This is a genomic window from Myceligenerans crystallogenes, from assembly GCF_039529775.1.
Lineage (GTDB): Bacteria > Actinomycetota > Actinomycetes > Actinomycetales > Cellulomonadaceae > Myceligenerans > Myceligenerans crystallogenes.
Map to the genome: position 1 here is coordinate 483951 of NZ_BAAANL010000004.1, position 15568 is coordinate 499518.

Consider the following 15568-nt stretch of genomic DNA (forward strand, 5'->3'; position numbering starts at 1 on the left):
TCAGGCCTTGCGGAGGGACTTCTCCGATCGCGGGGCCCGGCCGGAGGCGGCGAGGGTCTGGTAGTAGGTGATGGCCTCGTTCTGGCGTTCGCGTTCCGAGCCGTCGGCGATGGGCGCGCGGAGGTGCTCCGGGCCGTAGCCGAAGGCGTCCACCAGGTCGACCGCGTGGGGGCGGAGCTTCTTGAGCAGGTGGTGGATCGTCGTGGTGACCGCCTTGGCCCGGGTGGCGGAGAGGCGGTTGTTGGCGAGGTACCAGTCGAGATGGCGCTCGATGACGGTGAGGCCGTAGACGTCGCGGACCGTCGTCATGATCTTCCGGGTGGCCGGGTCCTCGAGCTGCGTGAGGGCCTTGGTGAAGGCGTCCCAGCGGACCAGCTCGGCCCATGCCGCGGCCGAGGTGATGAGCTCGACCTGGTTGTCGTCGAAGATCTCCTGTGCCCGGGCGACGTCCTTCAGGCCGACCGCGGGGCGCATGCCCGTCGCGACGGAGTGCAGCAGGCCGTCGAGGCGCTCCTGGAGGAGGGCGCGCTGGGTGGCGGCGTCGAGCAGGTGGCCCGGGGCGCGGTTGCCGGCGTCGGACAGGTTCTGGCCGAGCTTGCGCAGGGGAACCTTGTGCAGCAGCGCGTCCTTCACCTGGCCGCCGACCAGGCCCGCCATGCCGGCCGGGGTTCGCGCGGCGCGCGCCAGGTTCTTGCCGTAGTCGCCCACCAGGCGCTTCGCCGCGAGCTGGAGCAGCACGTGGTTGTCGCCCTCGAACGTGGTGTAGACGTCGAGGTCCGAACGCATCGACGTGAAGCGGTTCTCGGACAGGAAGCCCGCGCCCCCGCACGCCTGGCGGCAGGTCTGCAGCGTGTCCATCGCGAACCAGGTCGACGTCGCCTTCAGCGCGGCCGCCGTGGTCTCCAGGTTCTCCCGGCTCTCCGGGGTGTCGTTCTCGCCGGAGAAGACGCCGTGGAAGAGGTCCAGCAGCTCGTCGTGCGCGAACGAGATCGCGTACGTCTCCGCGATGCGGGGGAACAGGCGCTTGCGGTGCATCGCGTAGTCGAGCAGCGTGACCTCCTCGTGGCCCGCGCCCGGCGTGAACTGGCGGCGCTCGGCCGCGTACTTCGTCGCGATCGCGAGCCCGATCTTCGCCGCGACCGAGGCCGAGCCGTCGAGGGAGACGCGGCCCTGCACGAGGGCGCCGAGCATCGTGAAGAAGCGCCGGCCCGGGCTGTCGATCGAGGAGGTGTAGGTGCCGTCCGCGGCGACCTGCCCGTAGCGTGCCAGCAGGTCGCGGCGGGGGATCCGGACGCCGGTGAAGTGCAGCTTGCCGTTGTCGATGCCGTTCAGGCCGCCCTTGTGACCGTCGTCCTCGCCGCCCACGCCGGGCAGGAACTCCATGGTCTCGGGGTCCCGGATCGGCACGTAGAAGCAGTGCACGCCGTGGTTCACGCCGTTCGTGACGAGCTGGGCGAAGACCGTCGCCGCCACGCCGTGCCGTGCGGCGTTGCCGAGGTACTGCTTCCAGGCGCCGCGGAACGGGGTGTCGACGACGAACTCCTCGGTGGCGGGGTCGTACGTCGCCGTCGTGCCCACCGAGGCGACGTCGGACCCGTGGCCCGTCTCGGTCATCGCGAACGCGCCGGGGACCGACAGGTCCATGGCGCCCGGCAGCAGGCGGTCCTGCTGCTCCTGGGTGCCGAGGTGGAGGATGGCGGCTGCGAAGAGGCCCCACTGCACGCCGGCCTTGATCTGCAGCGACGGGTCCGCGACGAACAGTTCCTCGAAGCTGACGAGGTTGCCGCCGGCGTTGTCACCGCCGCCCAGGCGCCCGGGGAAGGCGCGCAGCACCTGGCTGCCCTCCTCGGCGCACATCGCCTTCATGATCGCGAGCGTGCGCTCGCGGTGCTCCTCGAAGCCGATGCCGTCGATCTTCCAGATCTCGGACCGTTCGCCGACGAGGCGCCGCGCGTTCGCGCGCTCCTCCTTCCAGCGCCCGAGCAGCAGGCGGTCCAGCTCGGCGACGTCGAGCCGCGGCCGCCTCGCCGACGACGACGGCCGGGGCTCGGCGGGTGCGGAGCGCGGGGTCGCGTCCGGGGCCTCGGGGAGGGGGGTCCCTGCGGCAGGTGCGGCCGCCGTCGTCTCCATGGGTCCGGAGGTGGTCGTCATCGGTTCTCCTCGGGGGATCGGCGGCGGGTCGCCGCGTGATGAGGCGGGGTGGATGGAGGGATCAGGCGGGATCCCCGCCGGCGTCCTCGGGGTGCAGGACGCCGACGGGCCCGGTCCAGAGCCAGAGGCTGACGCGTTCGGTGAGCTGCTCGCGGCTGACGGACTTCCCGGCGACGCCGTGGCCGAGCCACCACTCGCCGGAGCCCCGGACGAAGCCGACGGCGCCGGATGCCCAGGCCGCGGCGTCCTCCGGGGTGACATGGGTGGCCTGCGCGAACGGCTCGGCCACGAGTTCGATCACGGAGTCCAGGTAGGCGCCCAGCGGGGCGTCGGACGAGCCGACGGGCGACGGGGCGGACTGCTCGTGGCCCGCCCGCCCGCCCGCGGCGTCGCCGGGCGTCGCCGGGTCGTTGCCGCCGATCGACGTCCGGGTCACGAACCAGTACACGTTCGGAGAGGATTCGATCATCTCCAGGTAGACGCGGACCATGGCGCGCAGGGCGCCCTCCGGCGTCCGCGCGCCGTGCGCGGCCTCCCGGAGCGTGTCGTGCATCTGCGCGACGACGGCCTCGGCCACGGCGAGCCGCAGGCCCGCCTTGTCGTCGAAGTACCGGTACACGATCGACTTCGACGTCCCCGCCTCCGCGGCGATCTCGTCCATGGATACCGTGGGACCGAGACGGTGCACGGCCTTGCGGGCCGCGCGCACGAGTTCCGCGCGGCGCGCGGTGCGGTGGTCCGCCCAGCGGGTCGATCGCCCGTCGACGCTGACGCTCATCGTGTGGTGCCTCCGGCTCTTGTGCTCCGCCTCACGAGACTGACAGTATCAGGTACTGTGAGTCTCGGACACCGTCCGAGTTCGTTTCCGCCCAAGTTTTCCCAACGACGACGTGAAGGACCTGACGAACATGGCCTCTTCCATCCCCACCACCCGAGAGGCCGTCATCATCGGCGGCAACCGCATCCCGTTCTCCCGGGCGGGCAAGAAGTACGTCCGGACCAGCAACCAGGACATGTTCACCGCCGCGCTCGAGGGCCTGGTCGCCCGCTTCGGGCTGCAGGGCGAGCGCCTCGGCGAGGTCGTCGGCGGGGCCGTGCTGAAGAACAGCCGGAACTTCAACCTGATCCGCGAGAGCGTGCTGGGCTCGTCGCTCTCGCCGGCCACGCCCGCCTACGACCTGCAGCAGGCCTGCGGCACCGGGCTGGAGGCGGCGATCGCGGTCACGAACAAGATCAAGCTGGGCCAGATCGAGTCCGCGGTCGCCGGCGGCACCGACACGATCTCGGACGCGCCCATCGCGGTCGCCGACGACCTGCGGCGCCAGCTGCTCCAGGCGAACCACGCGCGCGGCACGGCCGACAAGATCAAGGCGCTGCTGCCCGTCCTGGCCCACCCGAGGTGGCTCGCGCCGGAGGCCCCGGACACCGCCGAGCCCCGCACCGGCCTGTCCATGGGCGAGCACCAGGCGATCACCACCGCGAGGTGGGGCATCAGCCGCGAGGCGCAGGACGAGATCGCGCTGGCCTCGCACCAGAACCTCCACCGCGCCTGGGAGGAGGGCTTCTTCGACGACCTGGTGACCCCGTACAAGGGCCTCACCCGCGACGACAACCTGCGCGGCGACACATCGGCCGAGAAGCTCGCGAGGCTCAAGCCGGTCTTCGGCACCAAGCTCGCCGGCGACGACGGCGCCCCGTTGCCCGCCACCATGACCGCCGGCAACTCCACCCCGCTGACCGACGGCGCGTCCGCGGTGCTGTTCGGCTCGCGCAAGTGGGCGCAGGAGCGCAACCTGCCGGTGCTGGCGAAGTTCGTCGACGCCGAGACCGCCGCCGTCGACTTCGTGCACGGCCACGAGGGCCTCCTCATGGCCCCGGCCGCCGCCGTCCCGCGCCTCCTGGCCCGCAACGGCCTGACGCTGGAGGACATCGACTTCCTCGAGATCCACGAGGCGTTCGCCGCCACGGTCCTCACCACGCTCGCGGCCTGGGAGGACGAGGAGTACTGCCGTACCGAGCTCGGCCTGCCGGGCGCGTTCGGCAAGGTGGATCGCAGCAAGCTCAACGTGAACGGCTCCTCGCTCGCGGCGGGCCATCCCTTCGCGGCGACGGGCGGCCGGATCGTCGCCACCGCGGCCAAGCTCGTGCACGCCCGCGCCGCGGAGACCGGGGCGCCCGCCCGCGCTCTCATCTCCGTCTGCGCGGCCGGCGGCCTCGGCGTCACCGCCCTGGTGGAGTCCGCCTGACGCCTGGCCTCCTCCCGGGCCCGGCACCACGAGAACCGCACAACCACGATGAGGACACCGTGACCGACAGCTACACCCGATTCGCCAATGGCGGACTCAAGCCGCTCGTCAAGAAGCTCGGGCTGCCGCAGCCCGCGATCCTGCGCCGGCACCAGCCCGGCAGCCCGCTGACCGTCGGCCCGGTTCTCGTGGTGTCCGACGCCGCCTCGGCCGCCGACGCCGACGCCGTGGCCACGGTGCTCACCGGCTGGGAGCTCGACGTCCGCCGGTCGCCCGAGCTGGGCGAGCGGGAGAGGTTCGGCGCCGTCGTCGTCGTCCTCACCGGCGCGCAGCGGCCCGAGGACGTCTCGGCGCCCGTGCTCGCCGCGGGCGGGACCCTGCGTCGGCTGGCCGGGAACGGCCGTGTCGTCACCGTCGCCCGCGCGCCCGAGGCGGGCGACGCCCCGGCGCTCGCCGCGACCCGGGCGGGCGTCGACGGCATCGTGCGCTCCCTCGGCAAGGAGCTGCGCGGCGGCGCGACCGCGAACGGCGTGCAGCTCACCGGCGGCGCCGCCGTGGACTCGCCGTCCGCCGTCGCGACGCTGCGGTTCTTCCTGTCCGCGAAGTCGGCGTACGTGGACGGGCAGATCCTTCCCGTGGGGCCGTCCGAGGCCTCCGGCGACATCGACTGGGAGCGGCCGCTCGAGGGCAAGGTCGCGGTCGTGACCGGCGCGGCGCGCGGCATCGGCGCGGCCATCGCCCGGACCATGGCGCGGGACGGCGCGCGCGTCGTCGTCGTCGACGTGCCTGCCGCCGGGGAGGCGCTGGCCGGCGTCGCGAACGCCGTGAACGGCGTCGCGCTGCAGCTCGACGTCACCGCCGACGACGCCGCGGACAAGATCCTCGCCGCGGCCGCGCCGCTGGGCGGGCTCGGCGTCGTGGTGCACAACGCGGGCATCACCCGGGACAAGCTGCTGGCCAACATGAAGGCCGACCGCTGGGACCCCGTCGTCGCCGTGAACCTGGCCGCCCAGCTGCGGATCAACGAGCGGCTGCTGGCCGCGGGCGTCGCGGGGCTGCTGGCCGCGGGCGTCGCGGGGCTGCGGATCGTGTCGCTGGCCTCGACGTCGGGCATCGCGGGGAACAAGGGCCAGACCAACTACGCCTACTCGAAGGCGGGCGTCATCGGGCAGACCGCGGCGACCGCGGGGATCGTCGCGGAGACCGGCGGGACGGCCAACGCGGTCGCGCCGGGCTTCATCGAGACGGAGATGACGGCGAGGATGCCGTTCGTCACGCGCAACGTGGCGAGCATGCTGCCGTCGCTCGCCCAGGGCGGCAAGCCCGTGGACATCGCCGAGGCGATCTGCTTCCTCGCCTCCGACGCCGCGCGCGGCGTGAACGGGCAGACGCTGCGGGTGTGCGGTCAGCACCTGGTGGGCAAGTGACCGCCGTGACGGCTCACGCGGGCACGACGGCGGAGCCGGGCGGGGCGGACGGCTCCGCCGCGCCGGCGTCCGCGGCCGTGCCGTACCCGGTGACCGACCTGGCGGACGTCCCCGCGCTCGGCGGGCTCTACGTGAAGGGCGTCGCGGGGTCGGTGACCAAGCGGCCGGGGCGCGGCGTCGTGCTGCCCCCCGTCACGTACCGCGTGGCCGACGTCGCCACGACGGGCGGGGCCGCGCAGCTCGCCGCGTACCAGCGGGTGGTGGGGGAACCGTCGTCGGACGTGCTGCCGGCCGGGTTCCTGCACGTCCTCGCGTTCCCGCTGGCGACGGCGGTGATGGTGCGGCCCGACTTCCCCCTCGGGCTCCTCGGGATGGTCCACCTGCGCAACGTCGTGCGCGTGCCGCGGCCCGTGCGGCTCGGCGAGCGGCTCGAGATCCGCGCCTGGGCCGAGAACGCCCGGCCGCACCGCCGCGGCGTCCAGGTGGACATGATCGCGGAGGTGCTCGCGGGCGGCGAGCTCGCCTACCGCGGGGTCTCGACGTACCTGGCCAAGGGATTCCGGGTCGACGACGCCGGCGCCGGGCACCAGGAGCGAGTGCCCGCCCCGTGGGCACAGCCGCTGCCGACGGCGCGATGGCGGCTCGGCAAGGGCATCGGGCCGCGGTACGCGGCCGTGTCCGGCGACCGGAACCCGATCCACATGTCGGTGCTCGGGGCGCGGGCGCTCGGGTTCCCGCGCGCGATCGCCCACGGGATGTACACGGCGGCGCGGGCGCTCGCGGAGGTGGGGCCCGCCCGGCGCGGCGACGCGTACGAGTGGAGCGTGGAGTTCTTCCAGCCGGTGCTGCTGCCCGGGTCGGTGGACGTGGCGATCCGGCACCCCGCCCCGGGGGACGCCGGCTACGTCTTCGACGGCTGGCGCACCGGCAGGCCGTCCCGCCACTTCAGCGGGACCGTCACCCCGCTCTGAGCAGCCGGACGGCCGCGATCCGCCGCGCTTCCGGTCCTGGAAGCGCGGCGGACCGCGGTCGCTCGACGGCCGGGTGCCGTCACGCCAGGGCGGGTGCCGTCACGCCGCGGTGGGCACCGGGGCGTTGGGGTTGAGACGGAGGACCGGGGCGGGCTCCCGGGTGGGAGCGGTGTCCGGTTCGGTCTCCGGGTCCGGCGCCTCGGGATCCTCCTCGAGTTCGACCGTCGGGCTGACGACGGGTCCGCTGAGGATCACGGGCGCGACTGCGGGGACGGGTTCGGTGCCGGCGAGGGCGACGACGCTCGCGCCGCCCACTCCGAGGATCAACGCGCCCATCGCGAAGACCCATTGCTCGTAGGCGACGGTGGCGCCGAGCAGTACTCCGCACCCGATCGCGACGATTGTTCCCAGGACAAGCACACGGATCATGAGGAGCCTCCCTGCCGAGGTTCTGCCGTGCTGGTGCTGGTAGCCCCTGCGCGGGGCTCCCACGTGCTCTGGGGACACGGGGTGGTGCTCGGCGGGTCGCCGAGATCAGCTGGGGCTGCTGACGGTTGTTCACGGATACCGCGACGCCCTCTGCCGGCGACCGGCACCACTCGTCCCAGGAAACCTCATCACAGCCTGACACGCACGCCGAGAAGTGTTGTGGTAAGTCACGATCCCGTCACGGCTCCGTCGTCCCGGGCCGCCGGGGCCGGCGGGCTAGTCGACGGGGTTGCAGCGGGCCGCGACGGTCCCGATGATCCCGGCGTCGGGCCGCCACGGCTCGAGGTTCCACGACGCCTTGTCGGGCGCGCCGAGGTGGTGGCAGGTCAGCTGGTCGCGCATCGTGTCGCTGCCCGCGTCGGGCTCGGCGGCGGTGAGCTGCGCGGCGAGCAGCTCGAGCGTGGCCTCCCCGCCGCCGCGGATCCAGGGCGCCGGGACGACGGCGAGCGACAGCCCGCCCTCGAAGTCGCGCTCCGCCCAGGTCGCGGACTCCAGCGCGGTGTCACCCGCGACGAGGGCGGACCCGGCCCGGGACGTTCCCGTCGTCCCCGCGGGTTCCCGGGCGGCGGTCAGCGCGGCGACCGGCGTGCCGTCGAGGAGGACCGTGACGCTGTCGTCGCCGTGCTCGTCGACGCGCGCGCCGGGGGTCCCGGTCGAGTAGGCGATGCGGCCCGACGTCGTGATCCGGCGCGTGCCGTCGGCCCGGGGCTCGCCGGGCCGGACCTCTGCTGCCGTGATCGTGAGGTCGACGCCGCCGAGCCGGATCGTGCGCGAGGTGCGCGCGGGTTCCGGGGAGGGTTCCCCGGACGGCGCGGGAGCGGCGTCCTCGACGCCCGGGGAGGGGGGTGTCGGTGTCCCGGAGGATGATGCCGCCGGAGCCGGGTGGTCGGTCGCGGGCGCCCCGTCGTCACCGACGCGGGTCGCGATGAACGCGGCCAGCACGAGGGCGGTGGCCGCGACGGCGATGACATGGGTGGCGCGCACGCGGTCATTCTCCCGGACGTGTCGGCTGGCGGCTCGCCCCGGGCAGCGCTACGGTTAGAACACCTGTTCGAACAGCAATGGCGAGAGGGTGAGTCGAGTGATTGTTACCACCAGCGGTTCGGTCGTCGTGACGGAAGGTTCGGCGGTGAAGGCCGTCGCGTCGGGACGGCGCGGGTTCGAGTCCCTGGCGGAGGCGATCGACGCGGTCGCGGCCGTCGACGCGCTCCTCGCCTCGCTCGCCGCATCGCGCGCGGTGCTGATGAGCGAGGTCGGCGCCTGGGCGGCCGGGCACGTCGAGGAGATCGCCGAGGAGTGGCTGCCCGGCCCTGACGGCGCGGAGCCGCCGGCCGACGAGATCGCGGCCGGCATCGTCGCGGGGCGGCTCGCCGACGTGCTGCGGGTCTCCCCGGAGGGCGCGGCCTCGCTGGTCGAGGAGTCCCGCGTGCTCGTGCACCAGCACCCGCGGACGCTCGCGGCCCTGCGCAGCGGCAAGATCACCTACGGGCACGCCCAGACGATCCTCGGCTACACCTGCGGGCTGCACCGGGGCGGCCGTACGGCGCTCGAGACGAGGCTGCTGCGGTACGCGCGCACCGCGACGGTGGCGGAGCTGAGCGGGATCGCCCGGATCGAGCGGGAGCGCCGGCTGCGCACCCCGCGGCCCGGGGGGCACCGCCGCGCCGCGGAGGGGGCGCCTGGTGCGGAGGCGAAGGCCGGCGCGGGTGCCGGGACTCAGCGGCGCCAGAGCTCGTCCCAGGCGGGCGGGTCGCCGGCCTGGACGTAGCCACCGGCCTGGACGTAGCCACCGGCCTGGACGTAACCGCCGGTCTGCGCGAACTCGCCGGTCTGCGCGAAGGGCCGCGGGTCCTCGTGCGGGGTGTCCGGAGGGGTCGCGGAGTGCCGCGGGGCGGCGTGCGGGTCCGCGAAGTGCGCGCCCCTGGTGGTGCGCGCGTCGTGGGCGGCCGCGGCCTGCGGGTCGTAGTGCGGGAACGTGCCCGTCTCGTACGCGGCGCGCGCGTCGTCGACCGGCAGGTGGCCGTAGGGCCCCACCACCGCGAAGGAGCCGGTGGGCGGGTGCGGCTCGGCGTAGGCCGGGTGCGCGGTGTCGACGCGGACGGGCGGCATCGTCGTGGTCCAGTGGGCGGCCGCCGCCTGCGGCTGCGGTGCCTGCTGGTAGGCGGGTGCCTGCGGCTGCGCCAGGGCGGTCTGCCGGAGCTGTTCGTGCATCGTCCCGGCCCAGTTCAGGGCCAGGTCGAACCGCATGATCATCAGGGTGTCGGCCGTCATGTCCCCGCCGAGGGCGGGATGCGGGTTGAAGGTGAAGATGTCCTTCGGGCCCGGCCTCAGCCCGCGGTGCTCGGCGTCGCGCACGAGGTCGTCCATGAGGTACGTCGTGCGCCCCTCGGCCGATTCGAGCTCGGCGTACATGTCGACCGCCGTCGACCAGCGCAGCTCGAGCGTGCCCTCCATCGTGTCCATGAACCACCAGCCCTCGAGCGACTCCAGGAAGACGTCGCCGAAGCAGGTCGTGAACCGGGGGGTCTTGCCGCTGATGCCCAGCCACCGCCAGGACGTCAGCCCGAATCGGAAGGCGTCCTTGGCAAAGGTGCGGAGCATCTGCATGTGCGAATCAAACCACCTTATGGTATGAGCGCGAAACCCCCTGGCCAGAACCAATTTTTACGCAGCTCAGTAAGGCAGGCAAGGGCGAAATATCCGATCTAGCGGGCACGAAACGATTCGGAGGTCGGCACTGTGGCGCGTCTCTCAGAGTGACCTGCGCCCGTCCGCCAGGTGGACACCGGATGTCCTCCCAGCCCGCCGCGCCGCGGCCCGTGCGCCGCCGCCGGAAAGCCCGCCGGAAGTGTCCTCGGCGCATCACGGATAGAATGTGCCCGCGCCCACGGCGCACCGTTCCCGCGCAGCCGAGCGCTGCGTTCCCCACTGCACGCGAGGGATACATGACCGCGCCCGCGCCTCAGGCCGCACGTCCCGTCCTCGACACCGTCGAGCACGCGAAGGTCACGCCCGACGAGGTCCAGCCGTATGCCGAGCTGGGCCTGAAGACGGACGAGTACCAGCGCATCCGCGACATCCTCGGCCGCCGCCCGACGGCCGCCGAGCTCGCGATGTACTCCGTGATGTGGAGCGAGCACTGCTCCTACAAGTCGTCCAAGGTGCACCTGCGCAAGTTCGGTGAACGCATCACCGACGAGATGAAGCAGCACCTGCTCGTCGGCATCGGCGAGAACGCCGGCGTCGTCGACATCGGCGACGGCTGGGCCGTGACGTTCAAGGTCGAGTCCCACAACCACCCGTCGTTCGTCGAGCCCTACCAGGGCGCCGCGACGGGCGTCGGCGGCATCGTGCGCGACATCATCTCGATGGGCGCGCGCCCGGTCGCCGTCATGGACCAGCTCCGCTTCGGCGACGTGAACCACCCCGACACCGCACGCGTCGTGCACGGCGTCGTGTCCGGCGTCGGCGGCTACGGCAACTCCCTCGGCCTGCCCAACGTGGGCGGCGAGCTCGTCTTCGACGGCTCCTACCAGGGCAACCCGCTCGTCAACGCGCTCTGCCTCGGCGTGCTGCGGCACGAGGACATCCACCTCGCCAACGCCACCGGCAAGGGCAACAAGGTCGTGCTGTTCGGCGCCCGCACCGGCGGCGACGGCATCGGCGGCGCGTCCATCCTCGCCAGCGAGACGTTCGAGGACGGCGTCCCCGCGAAGCGCCCGTCCGTGCAGGTGGGCGACCCCTTCATGGAGAAGGTCCTCATCGAGTGCTGCCTCGAGCTGTTCGGGGCCGACGTCGTCGAGGGCATCCAGGATCTCGGCGCCGCCGGCATCTCCTGCGCCACCAGCGAGCTCGCGTCCAACGGCGACGGCGGCATGCACGTCGACCTCGACGACGTCCTGCTGCGGGACCCGACGCTGAACGCGGGCGAGATCCTCATGTCCGAGTCGCAGGAGCGCATGATGGCCGTCGTCCGGCCCGAGAAGCTCGACGAGTTCCTCGCGATCACCGGCAGGTGGGACGTCGAGACCGCCGTCATCGGCGAGGTCAACGACTCCGGCCGCCTCACCATCGACCACCACGGCCAGCGCATCGTCGACGTCGACCCGAAGACGGTCGCCCACGAGGGCCCCGTCTACGACCGCCCGTACGCGCGTCCCGCCTGGCAGGACGAGCTCAATGCGAACGGCAACGTCGCCGCGGGCCTTGCCCGCCCGGCGTCGGGCGACGAACTGCGCGAGACCGCGCTGCGCCTGCTCGGCTCGCCGAACCTCGCCTCCAAGGCCTGGGTGACGGACCAGTACGACCGGTTCGTCCAGGGCAACACGGCCCTCGCCCAGCCCGACGACGGCGGCGTCATCCGCGTCGACGAGGAGACCGGCCTCGGCGTCGCGCTCGCCACCGACGCCAACGGCCGCTACGGCAAGCTCGACCCGCGCACGGGCGCCGCCCTCGCGCTCGCGGAGGCGTACCGCAACGTCGCCACCGTCGGCGCCGAGCCGCTCGCCGTCACCGACTGCCTCAACTTCGGCTCGCCCGAGCACCCCGACTCGATGTGGCAGCTCGTCGAGGCGATCGAGGGCCTGGCCGACGCCTGCCGCACGCTCGCCGTGCCGGTCACCGGCGGCAACGTCTCCCTCTACAACGGCACCGGCGAGCCCGGCCAGATCGACTCGGCGATCCACCCCACCCCCGTGGTGGGCGTGCTCGGCGTGCTCGACGACGTCCGCACCGCCCTGCCGTCCGGCTGGCGCACCGAGGGCCTGTCCGTGATGCTGCTCGGCACCACGCGGGACGAGCTCGACGGCTCGGCCTGGGCCGACGTCGTCCACCAGCACCTCGGCGGGCTGCCGCCGCAGGTGGACCTGGAGGCGGAGCGGGCGCTCGCGGAACTCCTCGTGGCCGCGCGCAGGGAGGGCCTCGACGTCGCCGCGCACGACCTCTCGGAGGGCGGTCTCGCCCAGGCGGTGCTGGAGGCGTCGTTGCGGTTCGGCGTCGGGTCGAGGATCGCGCTGGAGGGCGTGACCGGCCGCGACAAGGTGGACCCGTTCGTGGCCCTGTTCAGCGAGTCGACGGCGCGCGTGCTGGTCGCCGTCACGCAGGATCACGAGGGCGACCTGATCCACCTGGCCGACGAGCACGGCGTCCCGGCGCTGCGGCTCGGCGTCACGGGCGGCGAGTCCGTCGAGGTCGAGGGGCACTTCGAGATCTCGCTGGCGGAGGCGCGCGAGATCCACGAGAGCACGCTGCCGACCATCTTCGGCTGACGAGCGCGCCGCGGGTCGGCGGCGGGAGACCCGCCGCCGGCCGCACCGCCCGTCGACCGGGCGGGTTGTCCGGTTCCGGCGTGGCGGGCGTGTCGCCGCGGTCAAGTCGCGAGATCTGGCATTCGTTGTACCTTCGGCACCATGCCGAACCGTCAGCTGCGCCTCGTGCCCGCCCCGCCCGACGACGTCGTCGGCGCCCTCGCGGCGCTGCGCGCCGAGACCGGACTTCCGCCGATGTTCCCCGAGGACGTCCTCGCGGAGGCCCGTGCCGCCGCCGAGCGCACCTTCACCCCCGCACCCGGCGGCGGCGACGCCCCGGATGCCGTCGCCCGGCAGGACCGCCGCGACATCGAGTTCGTCACCATCGATCCGCCCGGCGCGATGGACCTCGACCAGGCGGTCCACGTGGCCCATTCGGGCGACGGCTACATCGTCCGGTATGCCATCGCCGATCTGGGCGCCTTTGTCACCCCGGGCGGCGCGCTCGACGCCGAGGTGCATCGCCGTGGCCTCACGGTCTACGGCCCGGACACCAAGACGCCCCTGCATCCCAAGGAACTCTCGGAGGGCGCCGCGAGCCTGCTCCCGGGCGTGGACCGCCCGGCCGCGTTGTGGACGATCGGGCTCGACGCGCGCGGTGAGATCACGTCGGCCACCGTGGTCCGCGCGCTGGTCAGCAGCCGCGAACGCCTCACCTACGCGGAGGCGCAGGCCGCCCTCGACGACGGCACGGCCTCGGAGTCGCTCCAGCTCCTGGCCGACGTCGGCCGCCTGCGCCAGGAGATCGAGCGGGGCCGGGGCGGCGTCCACCTGGACGTCCCCGAGCAGGAGGTCGTGGAGACGGAGGACGGCACCTACCAGCTGACCTTCCGCCGCAACCTGCCGGTCGAGGAGTGGAACGCGCAGATCTCGCTGCTCACGGGGATGGCCGCGGCGAAGATGATGCGCGACGCCGGCGTCGGCGTGCTGCGCACGCTCCCCGAGGCCGACGACCGCGACGTGGCCCGCCTGCGCCGCACCGCCAAGGCCCTCGGCATCGAGTGGCCGTACAGCCTGCCGTACGCCGGGCTGCTGCCGGGCCTGCAGTCGCGCGTCCCGCAGCACGCGGCGTTCCTCAACGAGGCGACGACGCTGTTCCGCGGGGCCGCCTACGTCGCGTTCGGCCACGAGGCCGAGGACGGCACGGGCACCGTCCCCGTTCCCGCCGACACCCTGCATCACGCGCTCGCGACCGACTACGCCCATGTCACCGCCCCGCTGCGCAGGCTCGTGGACCGCTACACCACCGAGATCTGCCTGGCGCTGGCGGCGAGCGAGCCGGTCCCGGGCTGGGCGCTGGACGCCCTGGGAGCGCTGCCCGGCGAGATGGCGGCGGCCGGGCGCCGCGCCTCGGGCTTCGAGCGCGCGGTCCTCGAGATCGTCGAGGCGACGCTCCTCGCCGGCCGCGTCGGCGAGGTGTTCGACGGCGTCGTCGTCGACGTGGAGGACGACGGCGACCGGGGCACCGTCGTCGTGGGCGAGCAGGCCGTCCGGGCGACCGTGACGGGGCGGGGGCTCCCGCTCGGCGCGGCCGTCAGGGTCCGGCTGACCGTGGCCGACGTCGTCGGGCGCAAGGTGGAGTTCGCCCTGGCGGACGCCTCGGTCCCTGCCCGGGACGCCGGGGACGCCGCAGCGGGCCGGGACGAGACCGCCGGCGGGGTGGCGGACACGGCCAGGGACGGGGCCACCGGCGAGGCCACGGCCTCCGGCGGCGACGCCGCCGCCGGGGATGCCGCCGGCGGCGCGCAGACCGCGGCCGGCAGGGAGGCACCGGCGGCCGAGGGCGCTCCGCTCAGTCCCGCCGGCTGACGACGATCGTCGACAGCACCGCCCGGTGGTCGGTGCCCGGCACGATCTGGGAGCGGGTGTCGCCCACCCGCATCGTCTCGTCGACGACCACGTGGTCGATCGCGACGAGCGCGGGGATCGCCGTGCCGGCCACCGGGAGGGTGCGGCCCTCGGGCCAGGTGCGCTCGAGGCCCGCGCCCGTGTCCCGCCAGGCGTCGTGGAAGCGGTCGCCGAGCAGGGCGCGGAACGTGGCGTGGTCCCACGTCGCGTTGAAGTCCCCGAGCAGGATCTGGGCCGTGTCGTCCGTGCGCGCCGTCAGCCCGAGCTCGCGCAGCTCGCGCTGCCACACGTCCGTGCTGCCCGGCACGGGCGGAACGGGGTGGACGCAGCGGATCCGCACGTCGGTGCCGTCGGCGTCGACCACCGCGGACGGCATCGCGAACGTCGAGTTCTCGCCCGGGTTCCGCTCGGTCAGCTCCGTCGCGGAGTAGATCCCGCCGCCGGCGGCGCTCCCCGGGGCCACCTTGCCGGTCACCTTGTAGGGCAGCAGCTCGTCCAGCCCGGCCGCCGTCAGCGCCTCCTCGAACTCCGGCGTGAGTTCCTGGACCGCGAGCACCTCGACCGCCTCGCCCGCGACGAGATCGACCACCCGTTCCGCGTCGGCGCGGCCGTACTCCGTGTTGACCGACATGACGCGCAGCGTCCCCGGCGCCGCCCGGTCGGCGCCCGTGGCCTGCTGGGCGGAGGGGAAGAACGCCGGCGCCGTGAGGTACCCGCCCACCGACACCGTCACGAGGAGCAGCAGCGACAGGACGTAGCGCCGCCCCATCACCGCGAGGACGGCCAGCGGGACCGCCGCCACCACGCCGTACGGGAAGAAGGGCACGACCTGCGCCACGGGCGTGATCGAGTCGTCGGGCACGAGACGCGCCGCGAAGAGGGCCAGCACCGGCAGCGACAGGATCCACAGCAGCCAGGTCACGAACCGCTGCAGGCGGCCGGGCCGGTACCGCTCGTCGTCGTACCGCGCGTCGTCGTAGTAGACGTCGTCGTACCGCTCGGCACCGCCGTCGTCGTACGTGCCGCTCCCCTCGTACCCGCCGCCCGGCCGGCCGGTCCCCGGGGTCGTCGCCTGGGCCGTGAACGGATCGTGGTGCTGGCTCATCCGCGAAAGAGTGCCACAACTCGAC

General features: G+C 73.7%; 12 protein-coding genes. 6 read left to right on the forward strand and 6 right to left on the reverse strand.

Annotation, left to right across the window (positions count from 1 at the left end; all coding sequences use genetic code 11):
* Positions 1 to 2151, reverse strand: coding sequence for an acyl-CoA dehydrogenase family protein (locus ABD208_RS12360; protein ID WP_344103160.1), 2151 nt, complete (start codon positions 2149 to 2151; stop codon positions 1 to 3).
* Positions 2152 to 2212: 61 nt separating this feature from the next.
* A complete protein-coding gene (locus ABD208_RS12365; RefSeq protein WP_344103162.1) occupies positions 2213 to 2929 on the reverse strand; it encodes a TetR family transcriptional regulator in 717 nt (238 codons plus the stop codon).
* A gap of 130 nt (positions 2930 to 3059) precedes the next feature.
* Between ABD208_RS12365 and ABD208_RS12370 the strand changes: the two genes are divergently transcribed.
* The 3 genes from ABD208_RS12370 to ABD208_RS12380 are packed head-to-tail and all read left to right on the forward strand — an operon-like array spanning position 3060 to position 6795.
* Complete coding sequence (locus ABD208_RS12370) at positions 3060 to 4397, forward strand: acetyl-CoA C-acetyltransferase (protein ID WP_344103164.1); 1338 nt, start codon at positions 3060 to 3062, stop codon at positions 4395 to 4397.
* Positions 4398 to 4456: 59 nt separating this feature from the next.
* Complete coding sequence (locus tag ABD208_RS12375; protein ID WP_344103166.1) at positions 4457 to 5824, forward strand: 3-oxoacyl-ACP reductase; 1368 nt, start codon at positions 4457 to 4459, stop codon at positions 5822 to 5824.
* A gap of 5 nt (positions 5825 to 5829) precedes the next feature.
* Entirely contained in the window at positions 5830 to 6795 is a 966-nt protein-coding gene (locus ABD208_RS12380) for a MaoC/PaaZ C-terminal domain-containing protein (protein ID WP_344103168.1), read from the forward strand.
* A gap of 99 nt (positions 6796 to 6894) precedes the next feature.
* Here ABD208_RS12380 and ABD208_RS12385 read toward each other — a convergent pair whose 3' ends face one another.
* Together ABD208_RS12385 and ABD208_RS12390 are read right to left on the reverse strand one after the other, a co-directional pair.
* On the reverse strand, positions 6895 to 7224 hold the full coding sequence (locus tag ABD208_RS12385) for a hypothetical protein (protein ID WP_344103170.1): 330 nt from the start codon (positions 7222 to 7224) through the stop codon (positions 6895 to 6897).
* A 276-nt stretch (positions 7225 to 7500) separates the two neighbouring features.
* Positions 7501 to 8268: a DUF2599 domain-containing protein gene (locus ABD208_RS12390; protein WP_344103172.1), complete on the reverse strand. Its 768-nt coding sequence runs from the start codon at positions 8266 to 8268 to the stop codon at positions 7501 to 7503.
* A gap of 97 nt (positions 8269 to 8365) precedes the next feature.
* Between ABD208_RS12390 and ABD208_RS12395 the strand changes: the two genes are divergently transcribed.
* Positions 8366 to 9052: a DUF222 domain-containing protein gene (locus tag ABD208_RS12395; RefSeq protein WP_344103174.1), complete on the forward strand. Its 687-nt coding sequence runs from the start codon at positions 8366 to 8368 to the stop codon at positions 9050 to 9052.
* Here the strand turns inward: ABD208_RS12395 and ABD208_RS12400 are convergent.
* Positions 9001 to 9891 (reverse strand): hypothetical protein, encoded by an 891-nt coding sequence (locus ABD208_RS12400; protein WP_344103176.1) that lies wholly within the window; start codon positions 9889 to 9891, stop codon positions 9001 to 9003. The two genes, ABD208_RS12395 and ABD208_RS12400, sit on opposite strands and share 52 nt — an antisense overlap.
* Before the next feature lie 338 nt (positions 9892 to 10229).
* On the opposite strand from ABD208_RS12400, the gene purL reads away from it, so the two are divergent.
* Both purL and ABD208_RS12410 read left to right on the forward strand, forming a co-directional pair.
* Positions 10230 to 12551, forward strand: coding sequence for a phosphoribosylformylglycinamidine synthase subunit PurL (gene purL / locus ABD208_RS12405; RefSeq protein ID WP_344103178.1), 2322 nt, complete (start codon positions 10230 to 10232; stop codon positions 12549 to 12551).
* Positions 12552 to 12692: 141 nt separating this feature from the next.
* Entirely contained in the window at positions 12693 to 14399 is a 1707-nt protein-coding gene (locus tag ABD208_RS12410) for an RNB domain-containing ribonuclease (RefSeq protein ID WP_344103180.1), read from the forward strand.
* Here ABD208_RS12410 and ABD208_RS12415 read toward each other — a convergent pair.
* Positions 14383 to 15543 (reverse strand): endonuclease/exonuclease/phosphatase family protein, encoded by a 1161-nt coding sequence (locus tag ABD208_RS12415; protein WP_344103182.1) that lies wholly within the window; start codon positions 15541 to 15543, stop codon positions 14383 to 14385. The genes ABD208_RS12410 and ABD208_RS12415 overlap by 17 nt on opposite strands.
* Between the last annotated feature and the right edge of the window lie 25 nt (positions 15544 to 15568).

What these genes read in the sequence shown, in the direction of transcription:
- ABD208_RS12360 (WP_344103160.1), bottom strand. Translation starts at nt 2,151, where the DNA reads ATGACGACCACCTCCGGACCCATGGAGACGACGGCGGCCGCACCTGCC.
- ABD208_RS12365 (WP_344103162.1), bottom strand. Translation starts at nt 2,929, where the DNA reads ATGAGCGTCAGCGTCGACGGGCGATCGACCCGCTGGGCGGACCACCGC.
- ABD208_RS12370 (WP_344103164.1), top strand. Translation starts at nt 3,060, where the DNA reads ATGGCCTCTTCCATCCCCACCACCCGAGAGGCCGTCATCATCGGCGGC.
- ABD208_RS12385 (WP_344103170.1), bottom strand. Translation starts at nt 7,224, where the DNA reads ATGATCCGTGTGCTTGTCCTGGGAACAATCGTCGCGATCGGGTGCGGA.
- ABD208_RS12400 (WP_344103176.1), bottom strand. Translation starts at nt 9,891, where the DNA reads ATGCAGATGCTCCGCACCTTTGCCAAGGACGCCTTCCGATTCGGGCTG.
- purL (WP_344103178.1), top strand. Translation starts at nt 10,230, where the DNA reads ATGACCGCGCCCGCGCCTCAGGCCGCACGTCCCGTCCTCGACACCGTC.
- ABD208_RS12410 (WP_344103180.1), top strand. Translation starts at nt 12,693, where the DNA reads ATGCCGAACCGTCAGCTGCGCCTCGTGCCCGCCCCGCCCGACGACGTC.
- ABD208_RS12415 (WP_344103182.1), bottom strand. Translation starts at nt 15,543, where the DNA reads ATGAGCCAGCACCACGATCCGTTCACGGCCCAGGCGACGACCCCGGGG.